General features: G+C 40.7%; 21 protein-coding genes. 14 read left to right on the top strand and 7 right to left on the bottom strand.

Going from position 1 to position 22,258, the window contains the following annotated elements:
• Window positions 1-160: 160 nt before the first annotated feature.
• Window positions 161-2,698, bottom strand: coding sequence for a penicillin acylase family protein (locus tag LEP1GSC060_RS09325; protein WP_003001851.1), 2,538 nt, complete (start codon window positions 2,696-2,698; stop codon window positions 161-163).
• 362 nt (window positions 2,699-3,060) lie between these two features.
• Here LEP1GSC060_RS09325 and LEP1GSC060_RS09315 point away from each other — a divergent pair, with 362 nt between their 5' ends.
• The 9 genes from LEP1GSC060_RS09315 (at window position 3,061) to LEP1GSC060_RS09275 (ending at window position 11,858) form a co-directional block, all read left to right on the top strand.
• Window positions 3,061-3,360: a hypothetical protein gene (locus LEP1GSC060_RS09315; RefSeq protein ID WP_003001814.1), complete on the top strand. Its 300-nt coding sequence runs from the start codon at window positions 3,061-3,063 to the stop codon at window positions 3,358-3,360.
• Window positions 3,361-3,817: 457 nt separating this feature from the next.
• Window positions 3,818-3,964, top strand: a complete 147-nt coding sequence (locus LEP1GSC060_RS20315) for a hypothetical protein (RefSeq protein WP_046690929.1) — start codon at window positions 3,818-3,820, stop codon at window positions 3,962-3,964.
• 147 nt (window positions 3,965-4,111) lie between these two features.
• Window positions 4,112-4,492 carry a 6-carboxytetrahydropterin synthase QueD gene (queD, locus tag LEP1GSC060_RS09305; protein ID WP_003001647.1) on the top strand — a complete coding sequence of 127 codons (381 nt, stop codon included), beginning with the start codon at window positions 4,112-4,114 and terminating at the stop codon, window positions 4,490-4,492.
• 11 nt (window positions 4,493-4,503) lie between these two features.
• A complete protein-coding gene (queC, locus tag LEP1GSC060_RS09300) occupies window positions 4,504-5,223 on the top strand; it encodes a 7-cyano-7-deazaguanine synthase QueC (protein WP_036096013.1) in 720 nt (239 codons plus the stop codon).
• A 67-nt stretch (window positions 5,224-5,290) separates the two neighbouring features.
• Window positions 5,291-5,575, top strand: coding sequence for an NAD(P) transhydrogenase subunit alpha part 2 (locus tag LEP1GSC060_RS09295; protein ID WP_000434762.1), 285 nt, complete (start codon window positions 5,291-5,293; stop codon window positions 5,573-5,575).
• Between the two features lie 4 nt (window positions 5,576-5,579).
• A complete protein-coding gene (locus LEP1GSC060_RS09290) occupies window positions 5,580-6,980 on the top strand; it encodes an NAD(P)(+) transhydrogenase (Re/Si-specific) subunit beta (RefSeq protein WP_003001877.1) in 1,401 nt (466 codons plus the stop codon).
• Window positions 6,981-7,461: 481 nt separating this feature from the next.
• Window positions 7,462-8,262, top strand: a complete 801-nt coding sequence (locus tag LEP1GSC060_RS09285; RefSeq protein ID WP_230458315.1) for a hypothetical protein — start codon at window positions 7,462-7,464, stop codon at window positions 8,260-8,262.
• Between the two features lie 1,070 nt (window positions 8,263-9,332).
• Window positions 9,333-9,884 carry an imm11 family protein gene (locus LEP1GSC060_RS09280; RefSeq protein ID WP_036096011.1) on the top strand — a complete coding sequence of 184 codons (552 nt, stop codon included), beginning with the start codon at window positions 9,333-9,335 and terminating at the stop codon, window positions 9,882-9,884.
• A gap of 201 nt (window positions 9,885-10,085) precedes the next feature.
• Entirely contained in the window at window positions 10,086-11,858 is a 1,773-nt protein-coding gene (locus LEP1GSC060_RS09275) for a WGR domain-containing protein (protein ID WP_003001971.1), read from the top strand.
• A gap of 23 nt (window positions 11,859-11,881) precedes the next feature.
• Here LEP1GSC060_RS09275 and LEP1GSC060_RS09270 read toward each other — a convergent pair whose 3' ends face one another.
• Window positions 11,882-12,859: a glycerophosphodiester phosphodiesterase gene (locus LEP1GSC060_RS09270; protein ID WP_003001699.1), complete on the bottom strand. Its 978-nt coding sequence runs from the start codon at window positions 12,857-12,859 to the stop codon at window positions 11,882-11,884.
• A 676-nt stretch (window positions 12,860-13,535) separates the two neighbouring features.
• Window positions 13,536-13,943, bottom strand: a complete 408-nt coding sequence (locus tag LEP1GSC060_RS09265; RefSeq protein WP_003001689.1) for a GFA family protein — start codon at window positions 13,941-13,943, stop codon at window positions 13,536-13,538.
• Between the two features lie 707 nt (window positions 13,944-14,650).
• Here LEP1GSC060_RS09265 and LEP1GSC060_RS09260 point away from each other — a divergent pair.
• Both LEP1GSC060_RS09260 and LEP1GSC060_RS09255 read left to right on the top strand, forming a co-directional pair.
• Window positions 14,651-15,034 (top strand): phasin-related domain-containing protein, encoded by a 384-nt coding sequence (locus LEP1GSC060_RS09260; protein WP_003001954.1) that lies wholly within the window; start codon window positions 14,651-14,653, stop codon window positions 15,032-15,034.
• A 139-nt stretch (window positions 15,035-15,173) separates the two neighbouring features.
• Complete coding sequence (locus tag LEP1GSC060_RS09255) at window positions 15,174-16,037, top strand: glycerophosphodiester phosphodiesterase (RefSeq protein ID WP_003001896.1); 864 nt, start codon at window positions 15,174-15,176, stop codon at window positions 16,035-16,037.
• 268 nt (window positions 16,038-16,305) lie between these two features.
• Here LEP1GSC060_RS09255 and LEP1GSC060_RS09250 read toward each other — a convergent pair whose 3' ends face one another.
• Window positions 16,306-16,737, bottom strand: a complete 432-nt coding sequence (locus LEP1GSC060_RS09250; protein WP_003001711.1) for an SET domain-containing protein — start codon at window positions 16,735-16,737, stop codon at window positions 16,306-16,308.
• Between the two features lie 507 nt (window positions 16,738-17,244).
• On the opposite strand from LEP1GSC060_RS09250, the gene LEP1GSC060_RS09245 reads away from it, so the two are divergent.
• The 3 genes from LEP1GSC060_RS09245 to LEP1GSC060_RS09235 are packed head-to-tail and all read left to right on the top strand — an operon-like array spanning window position 17,245 to window position 18,456.
• Complete coding sequence (locus tag LEP1GSC060_RS09245) at window positions 17,245-17,733, top strand: RNA pyrophosphohydrolase (protein ID WP_003001774.1); 489 nt, start codon at window positions 17,245-17,247, stop codon at window positions 17,731-17,733.
• A complete protein-coding gene (locus LEP1GSC060_RS09240; protein WP_003001998.1) occupies window positions 17,730-18,185 on the top strand; it encodes a globin domain-containing protein in 456 nt (151 codons plus the stop codon). The genes LEP1GSC060_RS09245 and LEP1GSC060_RS09240 overlap by 4 nt, the downstream gene beginning before the upstream one ends.
• Window positions 18,169-18,456 (top strand): acylphosphatase, encoded by a 288-nt coding sequence (locus LEP1GSC060_RS09235; RefSeq protein WP_003001668.1) that lies wholly within the window; start codon window positions 18,169-18,171, stop codon window positions 18,454-18,456. The genes LEP1GSC060_RS09240 and LEP1GSC060_RS09235 overlap by 17 nt, the downstream gene beginning before the upstream one ends.
• Before the next feature lie 22 nt (window positions 18,457-18,478).
• Here the strand turns inward: LEP1GSC060_RS09235 and LEP1GSC060_RS09230 are convergent, their stop codons facing one another.
• The 3 genes from LEP1GSC060_RS09230 to LEP1GSC060_RS09215 all read right to left on the bottom strand — a co-directional run bounded on the left by LEP1GSC060_RS09230 (window position 18,479) and on the right by LEP1GSC060_RS09215 (window position 22,246).
• Window positions 18,479-18,877 carry a type II toxin-antitoxin system VapC family toxin gene (locus tag LEP1GSC060_RS09230; RefSeq protein WP_003001951.1) on the bottom strand — a complete coding sequence of 133 codons (399 nt, stop codon included), beginning with the start codon at window positions 18,875-18,877 and terminating at the stop codon, window positions 18,479-18,481.
• 542 nt (window positions 18,878-19,419) lie between these two features.
• Window positions 19,420-20,964: a hypothetical protein gene (locus LEP1GSC060_RS09220; RefSeq protein ID WP_036095989.1), complete on the bottom strand. Its 1,545-nt coding sequence runs from the start codon at window positions 20,962-20,964 to the stop codon at window positions 19,420-19,422.
• A gap of 568 nt (window positions 20,965-21,532) precedes the next feature.
• Window positions 21,533-22,246, bottom strand: a complete 714-nt coding sequence (locus LEP1GSC060_RS09215; protein ID WP_003001723.1) for a potassium channel family protein — start codon at window positions 22,244-22,246, stop codon at window positions 21,533-21,535.
• Between the last annotated feature and the right edge of the window lie 12 nt (window positions 22,247-22,258).

The following is a 22,258-nucleotide window of genomic DNA, read 5'->3' as shown; positions in this document are numbered from 1 at the left end:
CGATTTTTTTTTGTATATCAATAGATTTGAAATTTATTGACCTAAGCAGAGAGCCTGGTGGTCGGGCAATTTCGAAAATTTTTTCTTGTCTAAAAAATCGCCCGACCATGCGCCCGGTACTTTAAACTTTCGTTAATTTCTATTTTTGAATTTTATTTTTTTATTCCGGATTCATCTTCAATACGTACTTCGAGTCCTTTTCGATTTGAGACTGAGTGAATCGAATCGAGCGGTGTTCTCCGTTTAAGAACATACGGATCTGATCTCCGTAAAAAGGAGAACCCAAGTTCCCCGAGTTTCCCGTCGGTAATACCGACCAGGAATTTTCAGGATGTGCAAGATCGATAATTCTCCGTTTGGAAGGCCCTACACGAGGGGTCATCTTCGGATTGATTTCCTTTTGATTCATCAGGTTGACCGCGGATTCTCCAGAGGCGACGGGGAAGGGGCCTTGATTGAAAATCAAACCGAGAACGGGAACCTTTCCCATCGGATGTTCGAACGTGATTTCGTGGGCCTTTTCCCATTTCCAGGAAGAAGGCGCGCCTCCGAGTTCTTTGGATAAATAACGAACCGTTTGTGCAAAAGAACGAATGAGAATCTCTCTCCTTGTTTCCCTGCGATCCGGAGTGGAAAGATCGTCCCAAAAATCGGACTTCGGATTAGCAAGAATCGATTTATACGCGTTCCAACGTTCCGCGCTCTGACCGAAAACTTGAAGATCCGATTTTCCGAATTCGTCCGTCCACAAATTTAACATTACGAATTGATTGAGCGTGTGAAAGATCGTGGCGCCCGGTGAGTCTAACGTGTTTTCTCCGTCGAACTTCCGATAAATATCCAGAGCTTCTCGAAACACTCCCGCCCAATTCTTATCTTCCTCGATTTCCAAAGAAATCAAAGGAACGATCGTCCTCGCGGAAAATGAATGAACGTCGGTCTGAACTTTTTTCACGTCGTCCACGGACCAATTTTTTTTGTTAGAAAGAAGTTCGTAGATTCTTCTTCCCCGATCCGATTCTTGCCAATAACCTTCGGGTTTTCCGTAACCTTTGAGTTCGTAAGTAGGAAGATGATTTGCGGTGAGAATGATTCCTTCGGGCGGGTTGATGAGTTTAGGATTTTGAGCGAACGAAAGATAACCGATTACATCGTCTTCTCCCGAAGCGCCGTCTAAAATTTTACGAGTGTTGATTTTCTTTTTACGAATCGGAAACCTTCCCACTCCCCACCAAGCGATGTTTCCGTTCGCATCCGCATACGAAACGTTCAGACCGGGCGCGGGCAAAGCGGAAACAACCGTGGAACATTCCTGCAAAGAAGAACAACGTCCTAGGGAATAAATCGTTTCCAAGACGGGAACAGGAAGATGATGAAGGATCCAATAAAGAGAAACAACCGGTCCCGAATATCCCACGATCGGCTTGGAAAGAATCGGACCGTGAGAAGTCACTTGAATCGTAATTTCCCGCGGCTCTTCCCCTTTGACGGGAATCGATTCCTTCAGGACTTGAACCGGAACCCAGTTTCCTTTTTCCTTTACAAAGTTCGGTTTTGTAGGATGGAGAAGCTCTTCGTAAAGATCCATATCGTCGTTTTCGAGCATTGTCAAGGCCCAAGCCTTTTTCGCGTTATGCGCGATTAAAGGAAAAGGAACGATGGGAAGATGATATCCGTAGGTCTCGTGATCGCCCGCTTTCAAATGAACTTCATACCAGGTTCCCGGATTGGCGTAACCGATATGCGGATCGTTTGCAAGAAGAGCCCCGCCCGTCGCAGAACGAGAAGGACCGATCACCCAAGAGTTACTTCCAAAAAAGAGAGGAAGATCCTTTAAGATGTCGTTCGTTTTTCGAATCATTCCCGCGAACTCGGAAAGATTCCTAAATTTTAATTTTTCAAATTTAGATTCTTGTAATTTAGAGTTTACTAAAATATTACGAAACGTCGGACGATTTTCAGAAAGGGCTTTCGGAGAATACGAAGGTTGATTCTCTTGGATTGAAAACGGATCTTCCGCATCGTGTCTGGGAAATACTTCGTTTACGTTTCGATTCGGAAGTTTTCTTTCCAAAATGGTATAAAGAGAATCGTTTCGCAAAGCCTCCGCAAAAGAAAAAGATAATAAGGATAATGCGCTCAATACGTCGAGTCGATCGAAAGGTTTCGGTTGATATCCCAAAATCGTAAATTCGATCGGAAGCGGTTCCGTTTTTAAAAAGAAATTGATTCCATCCAAGAAAGAATCCAATTCTTTCAGGATTTGAGGGTTTCCTTTTACGGATTCCTGCAACATCTTTTCCGCCGTTCTCCTTAAAAGAACCTGTCTCAAAAAAGTATCGGTTGGAACGAGTTCGGCTCCTAAAACTTCGGACAATTCTCCTCTGGCCGCCCTTCTTAGGATTTCCATTTGAAACAGACGATCGCTTGCGCTTACGTAACCTAACGCGAAGTAGGCGGAGGAGGAATCTTCGGATTGAATATGAGGAACGCCGTAGGAGTCCCGAACGACGGAAACGGGTTTTGTAAGTCCGGGAACTTTCAATTCGCCCGACAAACGCGGAGCTTTCCGGAAAATTAAAAACGCGAATGCCATTTTTGCAAGAATGATGAGGACAAGGAACCCGATCAAGGATCGACGGACCCAAATCGGCGTTCGATTCCAAAGTTGCGATATCGTACGGATGATGTTTTTCATAGTCTAACCGGTTTCTGTAGTTCTAAAAAGGAGTTTAAGGCCGGGAGTTTTACAAGTTTGGATCTTATTTTATAAAACTCATCCAAAGAAAATAACGTAAGTATTTTACTTTTTCAAATTCGTTTGCCGTGGGAAATTCCGGTTTTAAACAAGGCGTAAAATTCAAATTTGTAAACCTCCGTTTCTCGCTCCTTTCGGGACAGGAGCTTATCCAATCCGATTTCAGATGGCAAGAAAAGTTTTTAGTAAGAATCGTTTTTTCCAAACCCTTTTGGATCCGATTTGAATCGATACGTGACGATAATACCATCGACCCCGATTTGTCTTAAAACGACGTTGGTTGTTGTTTTGAGACGGACTTCTTGAGTAAGAATCGGACGAACCTAAAAAACAACCCGAAGATCACTTTCTCCTTTCGCAAACTGATCGAAGAGTTCAAAGAAGAATCCGATCCTTCCCTTCCGAAGAAATGGGGCGGCCTTCTTACGGTTACTATGATTCTAAAAATATATTATTATTTTCTAATGTTATTCGGAAGTGTTTCGGCACAAATCGTTTGGAATTTCATTTCGAAAGAAACGAGGCGATTCGGTTACGATCACGGTTTTCGAACGGTTCGAGCGATTCGCCCAAGATTTCAACCGTCGAACTCACGTTTTTAAGGAAAATACGATCGAAAGAAAAGGCCGCCCGCGTTTCGAGGTTTTAGCGGAAGTAGGTTTTAGGACTTTACGAATTCCCACAAATTTCAGGGCGGTTCCGCTTCGCGGACCGGGCTCGCAGCTCCGGTCGATCCACTGGGATTCGTCCTCTTGAAAAACTCTTTCCGGATTTGCAGTGGATCGACCCCGCTTTGATCCCTACCGCAGCGAGGTGAGGATCCGGTCGTGGGAACTCCCACGTTTCCAGTGGCGAGTGATTAGGTTTTAGGACTTTACATTTCGCAAATTTAGGGCTCGCAAGTTCCGGTCAATCCACTGGAAACGTTCCCCCAAATTTCAATCGAATGATAAACTCGGATCTTTTCGCGCCATTATGGATAAAATCGGAAAAACTTTTGTAAAGTCCTAAAAAACCGAGTTGCTTGACATAGGCTCGCTTTCCAGTTTTTTGGTCGGTATGAATCAGAAAACTGCAAAACTCCTCAACAAATACGCAGAACTTAAGGGCGTAAGCTCCAAACAAATCAAAAGAGAATGGTTGGTTTTGAACGAACATCAAAAAGATCAAAAAAGACAGGAAATTTTGAAAGAGCTGGTAAAATAAACCGGCTTTTCTCAGTCTCTTCAACCTGATCCGGTCAACTTTTAGAACTTACAGCTTGTCCTTAACGGATTTCTTATATCCAAAAAGTTGAATGTTGTAAGAGCTTGTCTCTTTTGGGATGGATTCTTATAAAGCCGGACAGATCTCATGGAAGAAATCGAACTCACCAAAGAATTCCGCTTCGACGCCGCTCACCTCCTTCCGAACGTACCCGACGGCCATAAATGCAAACGACTTCACGGTCATAGCTTTCGTTTCAAACTTCATCTCAAAGGAAGGATCGATTCAAAAACGGGTTGGTTGATCGACTACGCGGAAGTCAGTAAGATCGTAAAACCGCTCGTCGAAAATCATTTGGATCATTATTATCTGAACGACGTTCCCGGACTTGAGAATCCGACTTCCGAAAATCTTTCCATCTGGCTTTGGAATCATCTCAAACCGCTTTTACCTTTGCTCTATAAAATCACTCTCAATGAAACCTGCACGAGCGCTTGTATTTACGAAGGTCCGAAAGGATCGGCTTGAAGAAGGTCGTTTTGAATTCCGGAAAAAATAAGAATTCAAATCGAAACCATTCCGATTCAAAGACGGAGTCTTCCAACAACAAAGCGGTCGTACTCTTATCGGGCGGATTGGATTCTACGACTTGTTTGTATCAAGCGATTGCCGATGGAAAACAAATCCAAGCGCTTTCTTTCGATTACGGACAAAGACATAAAATCGAATTGTCTTATGCGAAGAAGATCACCCGCAAATTAGGAATTCCTCACACGATTCAAAAGTTAAAACCCGAATTGTTTTTAGGCTCGTCGTTAACTCAAAAGTCGATCCGGGTTCCTAAAAATTCTTTGGGAAAAGACGAGATCCCCAACACTTACGTACCGGGACGTAATATTCTTTTTCTTTCCTTTGCGGTTTCACTTGCGGAAGGGACGGGTTCGGATTCCATCTATATCGGAGTGAACGCCATGGATTATTCCGGTTATCCGGATTGCAGACCGGAGTTCATCCAGATGTACGAAAGGGCCATTCAACTCGGAACCAAAAAAGGAAACCAAGGTTCCCCGATCCAAATCGTAACTCCTTTGCAAAATCTTTCTAAGAAAGAAATCGTTCTTCTCGGAAATCAACTGAAGGTTCCCTTTCACCTTACATTCTCTTGTTATGATCCGAAGAACGGGAAAGCCTGTGGAAAATGCGACGCCTGTCTCTTGAGAAAAAAAGGTTTTCAGGAGACCGGAGTTTCTGAAAAGTGATTTCATCGGTTTACCCGGCCTTCCCAACCATCTTCCGGGAAGAAATCTCTGATTAGGAAAAGTTAGAATGGAACAGTTCGTAGGTTACCTGACGATCTTCTTATTAGCCGTATTCGTTGGTTTCGAGGTCATCACTAGAATTCCTCCTCTTTTACACACTCCTCTTATGTCGGGTTCCAACGCTATTTCCGGAATCACGATCATCGGAGCGATTCTCTCTCTTCATTCCGTGAACGGTCCTCTGATCAACATCATCGGATTTATCGCCATGGTTGCCGCTACGATCAACGTTGTAGGCGGGTTCTTAGTAACTCATAGAATGTTAGGAATGTTCAAGAAGAAAGAAAAGTAAGAATATGGAAAAATCGATCATCAATTTAGTTTATCTTCTCTCCTCGATTCTTTTTATCGTCGGGTTGAAACTTCTTTCTCATCCTAAGACCGCGGTTCGGGGAAACTTTTTAGGTGCGGTGGGAATGTTCTTTGCGGTTGCGGCTGCGCTCGTTGAAAAAGGTCTCGCCTACGAATATATCCTCGCAGGATTTATCGTTGGAACCGCCATCGGAATTTATCTTTCCGTAAAAGTGGAAATGACCGGAATGCCTCAGCTCGTTGCGGCATTGAACGGTTTTGGCGGACTTGCTTCCTTCCTCGTTGCGGGCACCGCAGTGATGGAAGTTCTTCATCAAGGAACCAACCTCGCAGTTTTAAAATCGTATCAGTTTACGATTTCCACCGCCGCATCCGGAATCATCGGCGCCGTAACTCTTACGGGAAGTTTTGTGGCTTACGGAAAACTCCAAGGACTTTTGTCCGAAAAAGCGGTTCGTTATCCGGGCGATCAACTTGTAAAAATTCTTTTCTTTCTCGGTTCCATCGCTCTCAGCTACTTCGTTGTAACACAACCGGAAAGAATTGAATGGTACTGGTATGTAGTCGCAGTCGGTTCCGTTTTGGGAATTCTTCTCGTAATGCCGATCGGTGGAGCGGATATGCCCGTTGTCATCGCGCTTCTGAATTCTTATTCGGGAATTGCGGCTTCCGCTACGGGATTCGTGCTGGGAAACAACGTTTTGATCATCGCCGGTTCTCTCGTGGGCGCTTCGGGAATTATCCTAACGCAGATTATGTGTAAGGCGATGAACCGTTCTCTTACAAACGTTCTCTTCGGAGGACTCGGTGCAGCGGTCGATACTTCCAAAGGTGGAGAAGACATCTACGCCGGAAAAACCAAAAGTACTTCTGCGGAAGAAGTGGCGATGCTCTTGGATATGGCCCAGAGAGTCGTCATTGTTCCGGGTTACGGAATGGCGGTCGCACAAGCGCAACACGCTGTAAGAGATCTTTATAATATTCTAACAGACAGAGGAATCGACGTAGAGTTTGCGATTCATCCCGTTGCAGGAAGAATGCCGGGTCACATGAACGTTCTTTTGGCGGAAGCCGATATCCCTTACGACAAGATGAAAGAAATGGACGAGATCAATCCTTCTTTCGAACAAGTCGACGTGGTCATCGTCAACGGCGCGAACGACGTGGTAAACCCTCTTGCTAAAACGGATCCAACCAGCCCGATCGCGGGAATGCCGATCTTGGACGTGGACAAGGCAAAAACCGTCATCGTTATTAAGCGAAGTCTAAGCCCTGGATTTGCAGGAGTTCCTAACCCGCTTTTTATCCAAGACAATACTCTCATGTATTTCCAAGACGGTAAAAAAGCGACTCAGGAAATCGTAGCCGCTCTGAAAGAAGTCTAACGTTTCCATTCTTTATTAGAATGATGGAAAGCCGGGCCGTAAAAGGTCCGGCTTTTTTATTAGAGTTATTGAAAAATTAATTCTCCATTTGTTTTTGTTTCATTGAAATGGACGATTGAAGCAGTTTTGTTAATCGCGATTATTGAATTTTTCAACAACTCAATTATTCAAGAATCGTAAAAATTTGGATCATCGTTTATTAAATTTTTTTAAAATTCATTTTCGACGATTTGTATTTTATTCAAAACAAACGATTGAATGCTAAGAATTCCGGGATTTTTTTGTATTCTAACACGGATTCATTTCTTTTTGTTTTTGAAAGAACCACTTTCTCTTTTCTAAAATTCTTTCTTCAATAACGCCGTTCTGTTCAGTTTGTCGCATAAAACCAAATCCGCTTTATAAAGTGGCGGGATCAATCCTTTCCATCTTTGTAGAATTCTACTTTCTTAAACAACGATTTGTATACCCAAGAGGTATCATGGAGTCTTTAGAACAAATTTGGGCCAGACCGATTATCGAAAGTAAGAACCCCGTAGTAGGGCTGGAAAAACACCTTCAATTTCTTGTTGAAACCCCTGACTGCACAAAGCTTTTGCACTATCTGCTTCAGTTTGTCGACGATGTCGCTTTGGTGACATCTCGACCTCCAAAAAACCCACAAGCAATGCCTACAGAAGTAGAATCTCCTCGTTTTTATGCGCCTGATCATAATCCAGTTCTACGTGTTCGTATGTTTGCGGGTAAAAAAGAACTTCTCATTGGCGCACCGGATCCAAATTCAAAGAGTGATTTTCCGTCTCTGGAAAAAATATGGAAGCACGCTCGAAGGCTTGAAATCAATACTACGGAAGGCGACAATGCAATCGTCTTATTGAGTGAACACGACGACGATCCATGGTATGAGGCTAGTCCACTTGAAGGTGAGGATGATGAAATTGTAGAGCGGTTTGCCGAATGGGGACCTGCCCCAATTAGCAATAGCTCTTACGGTGCAAGTGTGGGGCCTTTTTACGTTTACGATAATTCAGGGCCAACAGGTTTTGCAGGCGAACCCGCGCTTAGAAAAGTCAGCCGACCTAGCTGGGACAGTGATTTTAGGGATTTCGGTCAACGCGGTACGGATCTGGTAGTCAGTGAGCAGTTGAATTTGAACTTCGGCATTGGTGGTATCTTTCTACGTGTTTGGGCTCGCGAACTTTTGAGCGGACATATTAAACTGGAAGATACATTCACTTCTTTTGAAGCGTTTCTCACAAAGGTTCAAGAAATAGGTCCTTGATATCTCGTTGATCGTGGTGCTGGTCGTTATGTTGAAGTGAGAAGCAATCCAAATAGAGAAAAAGATAAAATATGGTTTCGCGAAGGTTTATTAAGTGATGTTCCTAACAAATTCGGGGATACACGTTTTGCAAACGGAAATGAAGAGATTGCACGTCAAGAGGTGAAACATTTTGAAAGTGTAGGGTTTAAGCGCATAACATAAATAGTTCGAACTTTTGTAAATGCAGCTATAGCAGCTTTTTAGAATCGAAACCTTTACATTGACCACCTACGGAGAAAATTCTTCATTTTTACGGATTTTTTTTAATACACACTGTGACGGAAATCATAACGAGATGTAAAAAGAAGCGATGGATTTTATCGAGAATACGATCAACGAAAAATTTGTTATAGTCGGTAATTTTATGAATGATCAGTGGCTCGGATCGTCTTATATCGAACCGAATGATAGCAACTCAGGAAATCGTCGCAGCTCTTAAAGAAACCTAATCCTTTTCATTCCTTCTAAGAATGTCTCGAAACCGGGCCGTAAAAAGTCCGGGTTCCCAATTGGAAATCGTAGAAACGATACTTAAAGAGATTTCCTAACTTCCATATCCCCTTTCGAAATCGTGGGTTGCCTTTCCGATCAAAGAAAATTAGAACGAAAACGTATCCGGATAAAAACAACATTTGTAAATTTGGAAATCATTTCCATTGCGATTTGGTTCATCTCAATCGGATCGCTTTATCTTTTCTGAAAATTCTTATATTCTCCGTAAAACGCAGCTTGACGAATAAAAACCAAATTTGCATTATAAAATGGAACGATCAATTCTTTCGTTTTTTGTAGAATGTTACTCTCAATCTTGTATAATACTTGCAGCATGTAGCTGAACCGATAAGATGCAAAATCCAGAGCCGCTATAAGAGAACGAATAAGAAACACCACTTAACGTATCAAGACAACAGGTCCGATAAATTCTCGCCCCTTATTGGTGTTCTTCACCGACAAAGCGTGCTGCAAAGAGATAACAAAAGAACAAGATAAATTTAGATAATAATGAATTGGAAAGTATGGAACAACCAATAAATTACTATATTCTTGATGGAGTTTCTGATTGCTGGGATTGTCCATATATCGGTGAGATTCCGGAGGAACTTGATATGATTAATGCTATGCTTGGCAAAAGAATTGAAGTCAAGAATTTCCCCATCCGTTTACCAGTAACAATCGCTGATGAATCTGAAGTTGTATATCCAGATATAATGACTGCAGACCTGCCATTATTTTCGAATAAACTGAAATTAGTTTTTGATAGTTTAGGAATAAATAATATCAATTATTATCCAGTGGAGCTTATTGATGAACAATCAAATAATACAAAAGCTCATTATTTTCTCGGTATTATATTAGATCTTATAGATTGTATTGAGAGTGGAACAGAAAGAAGCCCTGCAGGAAGATTCATTTTGAAAAATCCAGTTATCGATTCTGCTCGTGTAAAAAATCATCGATTGTTTCGACTAGGCGAAGAGCCGAGCCTGATCATTGTAGACTCTCGTATAAAAGAAACAATTGTTGCGGCTAACCTTGTAGGTGTTTCGCTGAAAAAGTTGGAAGATTATGTGAGTTTATGATCTATAAAACCGAACAAATATGTCGACCTTGATTTATGTTAAAACAATAGTCGGATAAGAAATATTTATGCATTTTTTACAAACAACTTATTTTATACGGCATACCCTTGATTTGACCAAAAAAGCGTTCGATCAACTTTTCGATAAAGATAAAGCGAAGATAACGTCTCTGTTGAAGAAAAAAGAATTATAGAACCATCCATGAAACACCGCCTAACATACAAAGACGACAAGTCCGATAAGTTCTGGAACATAGAAGTTTCCGGAAATTCCTTCACGGTAACTTACGGAAAAATCGGAACAGCAGGACAAACGCAGACCAAAACGTTTGGAAGCGAGGAAGAATGCGCAAAAGAAGCGAACGAATTGTTAAGCGAAAAGCTGAAGAAGGGGTATGTGGAAGGAGACGCGACTCTTGCTAATACGAAATCTAATACCACAAACACAGAAAAGAAGAATAACGAGCTCAAGGCCGATTACCTCAAAGAATGGCAAGCTATTGTAGATGCTAAGGATTTGCACAAGGCTCTGATCGAACATTTTTCATATCTCGTAGACAATCCTAAATACGATCGATTGCTGGAAGCTATCATGCAAAAAGTGCAAAGCGCCGCAGTGGAAGAAAATTCTCTCCAAATCTTATTCCCAAATGATTTTGTATTGAACGCGAGCGCGCCTTCTTCCATCGAAGAATCGGGAACATGGCCGGAAAGTTTTAAGAAACTAATCGAAGTTCACGAACTCATAGAATTCGGAGATTCTAAAAACCGACACATCGATCGGGATCTTGTTTTAGGAGATCACGGTTCCTTCTCCGATGAATTTATAGACGACGAAGAATTTGAAAACGCGGAAAGTCCGCTGATAGACGATCAGTCGGATTGGTGGATCTATCATCCGGAAGAAAAAAACGAGCAAAATCAACCGATGCTTTATTATGTTTCCCACGAAAGCGCTGGCGTAAAAGAAAATTTTCCGCATAACGTCGGTTCGTTGTTTCTAAAACGACTTGCGGATCGTTTGAAGATCGACAAATCATTTTATCCGAAATCGGAAGATAACCGTTCGACCGAACTCGAATTGTTGAAAGACGTTACGCTCCCTTTTTATATCATGAAAGCCGAAAGTATCGGAGAAAATAAAATCGCGGCAATCTTAAGCCGGGACGATCAAAGGGTCTTTGGAATTTTAGATACTTTTAATTTAGAAGACGTTAAACTGATCGGAAAAACGGAATTTCCAAGTTCGCGTGACGGTTTTAACATGAAAGTTTCCGGATCGAAAGCGATCCTCTTCAATCAAATGACGAGTCTTTTGAATCCGCTTGTATGGATCGACATAAGCGATCTCGCTTCTCCGAAAGTCGGCGGTGTCATCGATGAAAAAGGAACGGAAGCCGCGGCGATTTATCAGGATCAGGTGGTCTACAAAACCTCGCAGTTGTTCCATCTAAATCTTCTAACCGGAGAGAAGAAAACGTTTAAATCCCTTATCCGTGCAAAGGAGCTTTTGATCGATGAAGATGTTATCGTTGTACAAAATCAAGACGAGATTCAAGTTTTGGATCTTCAGTTCAATTTGATCAGCCAGGGCAAGGTCAATTCGGGATTTCCCAAAACTATTCTTTTTCCGGAACTCAAATGGATCGTTAGCCTGGATGATTCTTTACAAGTTCTTAGTTACGCGGGCAAAAAAATTCAAAAACAAAAACTTCCCTCACTCAAAGGTCATTCTTTCAGACGGCCCTATTTCATTTCCGGAAATTCGATTTGGTTCCTTACAACTGCGGATATAGAAGAGGAGGTTAAATACAATTTAGTGCGTTTGGATTTAGAACGTGAAGAAATTCAATTTACGGTTTTTCGTATTCCCAACGATTTAGAATACGACGAACGAGCGATCGAAATCGTTTCCGATGAAATCAGAATCTATCTGAGAAATAAGACTTTAGTTTATCGTTTGGAAAACGTATAAGTAATTATATTTTCATAATATAATTAATTCTTAATAATATGCGCTAACCGATCCGGATAATCGCTGATCATTCCATCCACTCCCGCATCGATCAATTTTTTCATATCTTCCGGATCATTTACCGTCCAAGGGATTACGGATATTTTATGAGAATGAACTTCTTGCACGAATTCTTTCGTTACGTATAAAAAATAAGGAGAAATGATATCAGCCTTTACTTCCAATGTTTTTTGAAGAGCTTCTTGGCGAGTTCCGTTTCCAAGTCCCAATTTCATCATGGCTCCTTGAAAATAGGTCAGAGAAAAAAGAGCGCTTGTTTTCAGTTTTGGATTTATCTCTTTAACAATGGGAAGCGCCTGTAAATAAAAAGATTGAATCGTAGTTCGATCCGTAACCTTCGCATTCTCAACGGCTTGAACCAATAAATTTACGTGTTCTTTCACTTTTCCTATTGGAATTTGAGAATTGCTGTCGTCTGGAAATTTTGTTTCGACGTTAAATTTTAATTTCGATCGATTCGGATTGTTCTTTTCGAAGTTTGCAACCAGAGCGAAAAATTCTTCGATCGTAATCAACTCGGTTCCGGGAACGGAAACTTGTTCCGGATATTTCGGATTCTTTTTCGTTCCACAATCCAGTTCCTTCAATTCGGAAAGAGTCAGTTCGTATAACGAAGTCGATACGATCGGTGTTCCGTCTTTTTTCTGGCAAATCTCAGGGTTCGTTTCCGAATCGTGATGAATGACGATTTTCCGATCCTTGGTCAAGACCGTATCCAATTCCAGAGTAGTCATCCCGTATCGAATCGCTTGTTCAAAAGCAGGCCATGTATTTTCGGGTCTTAAACCTCTTGCGCCCCGATGTCCCTGCAAATCCAAGTTTCCATCCAGAGGTTTGTCGATAATGGGCGAACTGGAATCGGAACAGGAGTTTGCCGAAAAATAAAAAATTAAAACGAATAATACTTCTAAAAGGTATCTAACTTTGATTTTTGAATTCATCTTATTACGGAATTCTTTTTGTTTTCGGATTGGTGGAAAGCATTTTTTAAAAAACCGTCGACTTGTTTTTTCACTTTCAAAAGTCAGCATATTCATATTTTCATAATATTCCTTTCCACTCTTTTAAATTCACTTTACGGAGTGTCCTAAAACTTGCCGAGCGCTTCATAAAAAGCGAAGGCTCTGAGTTTACTTTTACTTTATCGGAAAGATCCAGTCGGTAACTCGGCGCTGTTGTATTCTTATACAAAAATCGTTGACGGAACGATAAACCAATGTTCTTTGAAAACGGATTTTAACCGTTCATCGGACTTTATCGTTCAAACGGTTTGTTTCGGCAAACCGGACGATTTTTCATTTTAGAATCGGTTTCGGTTTCAAGTCTCAAAAGGTTAAACGAATATTCGATTTTGTCGATGATCGGATTCTCGTCGCACAAAACACCGATTCAATCCATAAGGAGAATTTTATGTACACAAAATCGTTCCTTGTGATCGCGGTTTGTATAATTCTTGTAAACCCAAGGAGCAGAATGAGTCAAAATCAACCCAACTTTCCGGACTTACGGAAATCCGATTCGTTAAGGAAATCGAAAATATCGAAGTAAGACGGAATCATCAAAACGTTTTACTTTGAGTTGAGATTTAGGATGTATTTTTAATCTTTGGAATTTCAATCAGAGATGACGTATTTCCGCGGGTTGTTCCCTCCAGTTGTTATGAAGTCCGTTTGCGTACCAAAGAGGCGCCGTAATCAATTCTTCGAGATCTACGTTATCCAGAGTCGCTAAACTAACGCTGATAAATGCACCGCCCAGTTCTTCAAGATGGCCTTCCGTGAACATTCTCACTCCGCAGTTTTTACAGAATTTGTGAGTTGCACTTTTGGTTCCGAATTGATAGGTACTAAGATCGTTTTGACCGGAAAGAAGACGTAACACTTCCGGTTTTACCATAGAACTCCAATTTCTTACCTTGGAACAAAAAGAACAATTGCATTTGCTGGTTCCCTTGGAAAGATCAAGATCCAACTCGTATTGAACCTTACCACAATGACAACTTCCATTATACTTCTTCAGACTCATATTCCATTTCCTTAATGATATAAATTCGTTTTTCAAAAGCAGAATGGGTGGATCCTTACATCAATTCAAGTCGAAAAGAGGTTTCGGCAGAAAAAGATTTTTATGATAGGATCGAGTTTGAATCGGAGTTTAACCCGAAACCTCAAGAAAATAAAGGAATAAACGTGAGAATTTAGTAAGTTTGGTGCGGATCTAAAATCGCGAAAGGGAATATTCCTTCCGAATCGGCGCACATTTTCAAGTGAAATTCCAAAGTCGACTCAAATATACAATTTAAAAAAACTGAATATTATAGATTGAATCTATAAACGATTTCATCTCGTAAAGGTTTCCCGAAAAAAAACGGTTCCACATCGACGACAATATTAGGAAAATCTGTTTCAGAGTCGAAGAAGTCGGTTTTGAAATTTTCATAATACAATCCCCGAAAAACATTTCTCCTCTGATTTTTTACTTCGTGTAAATCTCGTTCGTTTTAATCGTTTGAGAATTTAATTTCCGTTCCATCAATATGTGTTATAAATATGTGATTTTTAGGTCGTTTCTAAATGCAATGCCCGAACATCGGCGTTTAGGATTTTTTGCAAGGATGGTGAAAAATTGTAAAATTTGAGGAATTTTTTCTTTTTTCTGTTGACTCAATTTGTGCGCTGCAATATAAAAGGATTGTGCGATGCACAAGAAATGATCTCAAGGAGAAAAATTGAATGGAAAAGCAAATTCTAGATGTTCTGAATGCGGGTCTTGGACTCATCAAAGCTAGTCAAGAAGGTCTGGGTAAAGCGAAAGCTGATCTTGAAAAAACCTATTTGGAGCTTGTTACAAAAGGGGCTTCCGACAATTCCGAAGCGACCGTAAAAATCCGCGAAACCGTTGATAAAGTAATCAACGACATCAAGGAAGTTACTTCCGTTGCCGGAAAGAACTATGAAGAAACCAGAGCTAAGATCATAGAAAACTACAACAAAATTACCGAAGAGATCAAAAACAAAATCCCTGAAGGCCAAATCGAAGTTGTAAAAGCAAAAATCAACGAAGTGGCTGAGGCGATCAAAAACACCACTGCCGGAAAAGCTACCGCTTCTAAATAAGAATCGTAACTTTCTCTCTCGGGCGGGTTTCACCCGCCTGAACCCTTTCCTATCTCCTTTTAAAACTTACAGTGTGTTTCAAAACTCAAATTTTCTTCCACAGAGATTCGGATCTACAAATATATTCATAAAATAGAATATGATTGAGAATATTAAAAACCGTAACGATTTGAAACGACCGCTCGTATTTGCCCATCGAGGTTTCAGCGGAGAATTTCCTGAAAACACGATGATCGCGTTTCAAAAAGCGATTCAGGCGAAAGCGGACTTGATCGAATTGGACGTCACTCTTTCCGAGGATAGGGAAGTTGTGGTCATTCACGACGACGATTTAGATCGAACGACGAAGTTGGTAGGAAACGTTCGGAAGTTCGAAGCTGAAATATTAAACGAACTGGACGCCGGCTCTTGGTTTTCTCGAAAATTCAGAAAACAAAAAGTTCCCTTGTTAAAAGACGTATTACGTTTGATCCAAAGATCTAAAACCGATCTGAACATAGAAATCAAATCGACCGCTTTGGATTTTTACGGTCTGTCCCAGGACTCAAATCTTCCGTTGCAAAGAAATCCGAATCCACAAACCCCCACAACGTTTGTTTATGAGAATGAAAGTTCGATCGAATATCTTATTTTGAGTTTGCTCGACCGGTTTCAATTGTTACCTCGAATCGTGGTTTCTTCTTTTTCCTGGGAATGTTTGGAAAGAATTAGAAATCTCAATCCGGAAATAAAGTTAGGCGTTCTTGTGGGAGACGGAAGCGGAGACGTTTCCGAAGCGATCGTTTTCGGAGAAAAGATCAAGGCGTGGAGTATTCATCCTTCTACGGAAGACGCTTCCCAAGAAAATTTAAGATTGATATCGGAAAAAAATTTCCTAAGCGTTGTTTATACGGTCAACGAAGTGGAAGAGATGAAACGATTTTTAGATCGGGGAGCGGACGGTCTTTTTACGAATTTTCCGAAATCGATGAGAACCTTGGTTAAGAAAAAATATTCACGTTAGTCGCTTTTGATTCGTTTTTTCCGCAAATATGGGAGTTGCCACACTTTCGGTAGCGAAGGCGACCGTACGCGGCCGAGATGTTAGGAATGACTGTTGTAAAGTCCTAGAACCTAAATCCTATTCACTAAAATCTCGCTGCTCGAAGAGTGGGAACGTTATGCGTTTTACAATAAAAATCCTAATTCTTGAAATCTAAAAATCCGATCTCTAATTTTTAAAATTTATCCGCTAATCCCTTTCTTTTCTCAAGCGTCACGGTATATGGAATTCAGTTTCTTTCCACCGGATCTATGTCCGTGTTGATCCAATATTCGTCGCCGTAATTGAAGAATAATTCTTCTCCCGCTTTTACTTTTCGGATCGCTTCAAATCTTGCTGTTTTCCAACGAACGGATACGACAAGTTTTACGTTCGGTTTGGAGCTGTGATTCATAAAACGAGTATAATTGCTTTCTTTTCCTTCTCCGTAAATCCAATGATCCTTACAGATCCACAGTAAGTATTTCGATTCGCAATATTTGGAAGAATTAGCCGTTCTATCCGTAAGGATTTTACCGGTATAATATCCGATCGTATCGCCTTTATTTACGTTTTCTTTCGGAAAAAGTCCCATCCCGATTCCGGGAATCGACGAGGCTTTGATTTCAAAATCCTTTTCATTGAAGATGCGGGAACGCGAATACTTTTTACGTAATTGCATTGGTGAAACTCAAACTCCTAAATGCGAAAAGAATAAACAACTTGCCCCGAAACTTTTGGAACGAGTTCTCATGCTATCATTTCCGATAGAGTATAAAATTTGCAACTGAATTCTTAACGAAAAGATATCTTTCGCGAACGACTATCTCCGGGTTTGCTCGATTTTACGGTTTGTCGCAATACACAAAGGAACGATCTTCCTCCGATTCCAAACTTATCGATCCAATGAAGAGGTTTTTATAAGAATCGGAACGATATGTTTTATAAACACCGCCGCTTTAACGTAAGTTATTCGGGTCTATTCATAAAACGTAAAGTAGGGAGGACGACGTTTATATTGCGATATCGAAACCGTTCCGTCTTTGTTTTGTTCTTTATCGATCCTTCGGCAAGTTTTGGGACACATTCTCGCCGATTATGGACCGGAACTTTCGGAAACAAACATAGGATCCTCGAAACAACTCTAAAACTTCTTGTCATAGAAAAGCGCTAACGCGAGCTTATTCGTATGGAAAAACCCTACAGAAAGAACGTCGGGATGGTGGTATTCAATTCTCGCGGAGAGGTTTTGGTGGGGGAGAGACTGAACTTTCTCGGTTCTTGGCAGTTTCCTCAAGGTGGAATCGACGAAGACGAGGATCCGACAACGGCGGCTCTGAGAGAGTTGTACGAAGAGGTTGGAATCGATTCCGGAAAAATCGTAGCCGAGTATCCGGATTGGATCGCCTATGATTTTCCGGAAAACCTTCCTCTCAATCGTCATCTTCAAAAATATAGGGGACAACTTCAAAAATGGTTTCTGATCCATTGGAACGGAGAAGTGGACGAATGTAATCTGGATATTCACGAAAGGGAATTTGAAACGGTGCGTTTTATCCCCATCGAAGACACGTTGGTTACGGTTGTTCCTTTTAAAAAAGACGTATATTATAAAATTGTAAAATATTTCGACCCTAAGATCCGAACTTTTCTGCAAGAGGGCGGAAACAAATTATGACGGAAGAACGATCCGTTTTCATTCCTCCGGGAGGGCCTCCTGGAGCGATTCCGGGTTTACAAACGGTTTTCGGCGCGGTCGGCGAGAATGGTCTGCGAAAACTGGTTTCCGATTTTTACGATCAAATTCCTTCAAGCCCGATCGCTTTTATGTTTCCCGAAAGTTTGGAAGAGAGTAAAATGAAATCCGCCGATTTTTTAATTCAGGTTACAGGCGGCCCGCCTTTGTATTCTCAAAACTACGGACCTCCGAGAATGCGTACAAGGCATCTTCCGTTTCCGATCGATGAAAAAGCGAGAAGGGTTTGGCTTTCTTGTTATCGTAAGGCTCTGGACGATTGTGAGGCGGAAGTTTTTATCAAAGAAATTCTTTGGAATTTTTTTAAGGACTTCTCGGCTTGGATGGTGAATCTGGAAGGCAAAACGGAGGAAGAAGATGGGATCCAAAAATAATTCAAGAGCGAAGATTCTCGCTCGTGGAAAGGTTCAAGGCGTCGGATTTAGATATTACATTCTTCAGAGAGCCCAAGAAGGTTGGCTCAGCGGATATACCCAAAACCTTCCGGGTGGAGAGGTCGAAACGATTGTGGAAGGCGATAAGATGTTTATCGAAGATCTCTACAAAGCGATTCAAAGAGGTCCGAAAGGTTCCGAAGTAAAGGAAGCTCTGATCACTTGGGAGGATCCGAAAGGGAATTTTAGAACTTTTGAAATTAAGAAGTAGGGTTTTTCTCTTTGGAATTCCACTACCAAAGAATTTTTAATCCGGAAGATTCATATTTTTTAAAATGTTTATCTTTTGTGATCAGGGTTAAACGATTTGAAATAGATTGCCATATTATGAATCGATCAAATGGGTCTGCATGTTTGCCGATCTGTAATCGACAAAAGGAAGCGAAAACTTCGGGTTTATCCTCTAAGAACTCAAATCCGGATTCTATAATTTTTTCAGGTAATTCTTCGGGTTTAATTTGATTGAGTTCCAGTTTTCCAATTGCGAATTTTAATGAAATTTCCCAAAGAGAAATATTACTGACGAAGATCCGGTTGGATCTATTGGAAATTGCAGTTTTTATTTTAGAAGAAAGATTTTTCGGTTCAAAAAGTGACCATAAAAGTACATGCGTATCTAAAAGGAAGGTCATGAATCCAAAAACTCCTCCTCGGTTATTTTAAAATCTTTTTTCATTTTAAAAGAAGATTTTCCATTTAAAATTCCCAGCTTTCTCGGCTTTTGCGAATAGTACTTGGAAAAAGGAATAAAAATTCCTATAGTTTCATGTTTTCTTCCAAAGGAAACCGCAATTTCCTCACCGCTTTTAACGGCCTGGATGACTTCGGAAAATTGAGATTTAAATTCCGCTACCGTCATGGTTTTCATAATTTGATTTTGCTTTCAAAAGTGACAACTTGTCAATTAAAAAAATCCGATGATTTGAGTTCGATTTTTTAGATTTTAAATATTCGGAGAGACGGTTCGATGCTTTTAATAATTTCTAATTTCGATTCCGTTAGAGTTGTAATGAGCGAAGTGATTGCGGAAAGTCGGTTGTTTTTTGATCGGGTTAGGACTTTACATTTTGCAGAGTAGCCCCGTTTTACGGGAATTCTTTTTCGCCAACCCCTAACTCGCGTTCAGGTTCCATAAAAAGACCGGCATTAAAACACAATAATCTTGTTTTAAATTTCAACGTGTTCCTTTGTTTTTAAAATTCGGCGCCTCCTCGGTGACTGAGTTCGAATCGGTTTGGATTTCTCTAAGCCATTCCGCTAGAATTTTCTCCAATTGTTTTTTTCGGTCTTCCTTGTAAGCGATTTCTCTGTTGAGTTGTTCGAACTGAACGATGGATTCTTGGTGTTCCAAGGTGGTTTCGATCAATCCGTAAATCCCCAAAAAGCTCAATATCTTTGAAAACCAGGAAAGGTTTTCCTTATAACAGGCATATTTCAATTTTATCAGAGCCGATTCAAAGATCGGGTTCGTATACAAGGATCCGAGGTTGTTTTTTTCTTTTTTCAAAAGATATAAGAAATTCTTAATAAGATCTTTTTTGAATGCGTATTTTTCAGTCATCAATTGAATCAAGGAAAGAATCACGTCCTCTTTTCTGCTGCAAAAACACTCGGTCTTTTTCCCTTTTTCGTACCAATCGCAGGAGATACAATCCGGATCTCTTCTGAGATTGTCCACTATGGAATGGGAGAATTCCCGATCCTCGTCGATATTGATCGTGATGAACTGGGACAAGGTCCGGTTTTTCATGGACATCATCGTCTTTAACATTTTGATCGATTTGAGTTCCTCGACGGAGATACGGAGATTTCTTTCCCGATCGTGTTTTTGCGAGATATAATTTGCGAGTATTAGAAAATCCTGAAACGTTTCCGGAATCAGGCCGCTTAAATTTTCCCCGATGATTTTTAATTCGTCCGAAACGAATTTTTCTTCGATACCCGAAACGGGGCCGGAATAATTCTCGTCGACCACGATGTTTTTTCGGTTTTTCGAAATCAGATTCCACGCCTCCGGGTATTTCTCTTTCAGCTTTTTGGAAAACCGGTTGAGATAATATTCCTTTAAAATTTCGAACGCTTTCCCGGCAAGTTCGTCCGTTACGTGAAATAATCCCGTCGTTTTTGTAACCGCAATATATTCACTTTCTTGAATATTTTCCAGAATAAATTGCACCGAATCTTCGACCACCTCCTCCTTGAGAAGTTCTCCGAACGTAAAAGATTGGATCCAATGTTCGATACTGAACGATTCTTTGACGAAGACGCCTTCCGCCGTTTCCGCGATCAAATATTCGAATATGGAAATCAGTTCGCTGATTTGGAAAGGCTCACATCCCAAAATATAGTTCTGAATTGCGAATGCGGATTTACTCAAACTGTTTAGATATATCTCTTTTAGATTTTTCCGGTTGGAATTTTTAAATTCCTTTTCCGAAACGAGACAGAGACAAACCATAAGTTGATTCGTTTCGGATAAAAATTTAAATTCCGGAAAAACAAGGATCAAATTTTCTTTTGAAAGTTTTTTTAACGTGTTTATGTAAATCGGTTTGGATCCCTCGTTCTTCCGTACCTTTAGGATTTTACCGGAAAAAAATCCTTTCAAAGTCGTGTGATTGCGAATTTGATAGAGGATCTCGATCTCCTTGGGGTTTAAGGAGATCGCCTCTTGATCGGTCGCATCGGTTTCGTTTTTCAGATACAAATACGAAGGCATGAGGTTTTCGTATTTCTCATAATCGTAAAGTGAATCCAAACGCCGCACCTCTTGCGATGAATTTTAGGATGAAGTTTAACGATTTTATACTATTTTGAAATCAATAATAGCAAAAAAATATTCGAAAGTTCTATTAAAAGTTATCTCAAAAAGAACTCCGATTCTTTTACCCGAGAAAGAGTTTTACGATGGAACCGAATTAATAGAGTCGTTGAAAAATTAATTCTCCATCCGTTCCTGTTTCATCGAAACGGTCGATTGAAGCAGTTTTGTTAATCGCGATTATCGAATTTTTCAACAACTCTATTATATACGAAAACTCTTATCAATCCTTTCTTTATAAGAAAAAGTTCCAAAGCGTTAGGGATGTGGAGCGTGCGTAGCAGTCGTCTCGTTAGAGACGACCGAAGGCGAACGCCTGAGCGCGGAACAAGCCCGGCCTGCGTTTGTTACATTGAAATTTTGTTTTACGATTGATCCGAGCGCAGGCAACGCCCGTTTTGATATAATCCGTTTTTTGAATGTTTTTTGTCCGAACCGTTTTAGGTTGCTCTTGTCGATAAACGTCTTATACGATGGGATAAACGTTCGTAAATCGTTTGATACTTTCGGAACTTCCGAAGAGAAGTAGGATTTCCTTTTCTCTAAAGATCGTTCCGGAATCCGGTAAAAAAACTCCGTCTTCTTCCGATTCGTTTCCGTTCGATTCCGCTTTTCTGACCGCGACTAAGTTGAGTTGAAAATTTTCTCTTAGATTGAGTTCTTTCAGTTTTTTTCCGTAGAGATGCGGTGAAATTTCCACTTCGAAAAGACTGTATTCTTCGCTTAACAAAGTCGCTTTTTTTACGCCTTGATAACTGAGTTGTTCCGCCATCGAAGCGGCCGCTCTTTCCTCGGGATTGAAAAGATTTTCGATTCCGATCATCTGAAGAATTTTTCGATTCAATTCGGAATGATAACGAATGTGAAGGGATTTCAGATTCATCTCTTTTAAGTTGTAAGCGGTGGTGATGAGGGATTCGAAATTTTCCGCGAGTGCGACTACGATCTCGTCCATATCTTCCAGATCCAACTCTTCCAACGAGGATCGATTGCTCGTATCCACACAAACGGCGAGGGCGCAGCGGTCCTTGATTTCTTCGACTACTTTGATGTCCTTGTCTACGGCGGTCACCTCGTGTCCGTTTTCGTTCAGATAGATTACGAGAGTTTTGCCGAATTCTCCCAAACCGATCACTGCGATTCTTTTTTTGAGAGTTTTATTTTTTCTTTTGATCGCCATACGGTATCTCCT

Origin of the sequence: Leptospira weilii serovar Ranarum str. ICFT, from assembly GCF_000332415.1 — a bacterium.
Taxonomy (GTDB): Bacteria; Spirochaetota; Leptospiria; order Leptospirales; family Leptospiraceae; genus Leptospira; species Leptospira weilii_A.
This window is presented reverse-complemented; position numbering and strand designations above follow the sequence as displayed.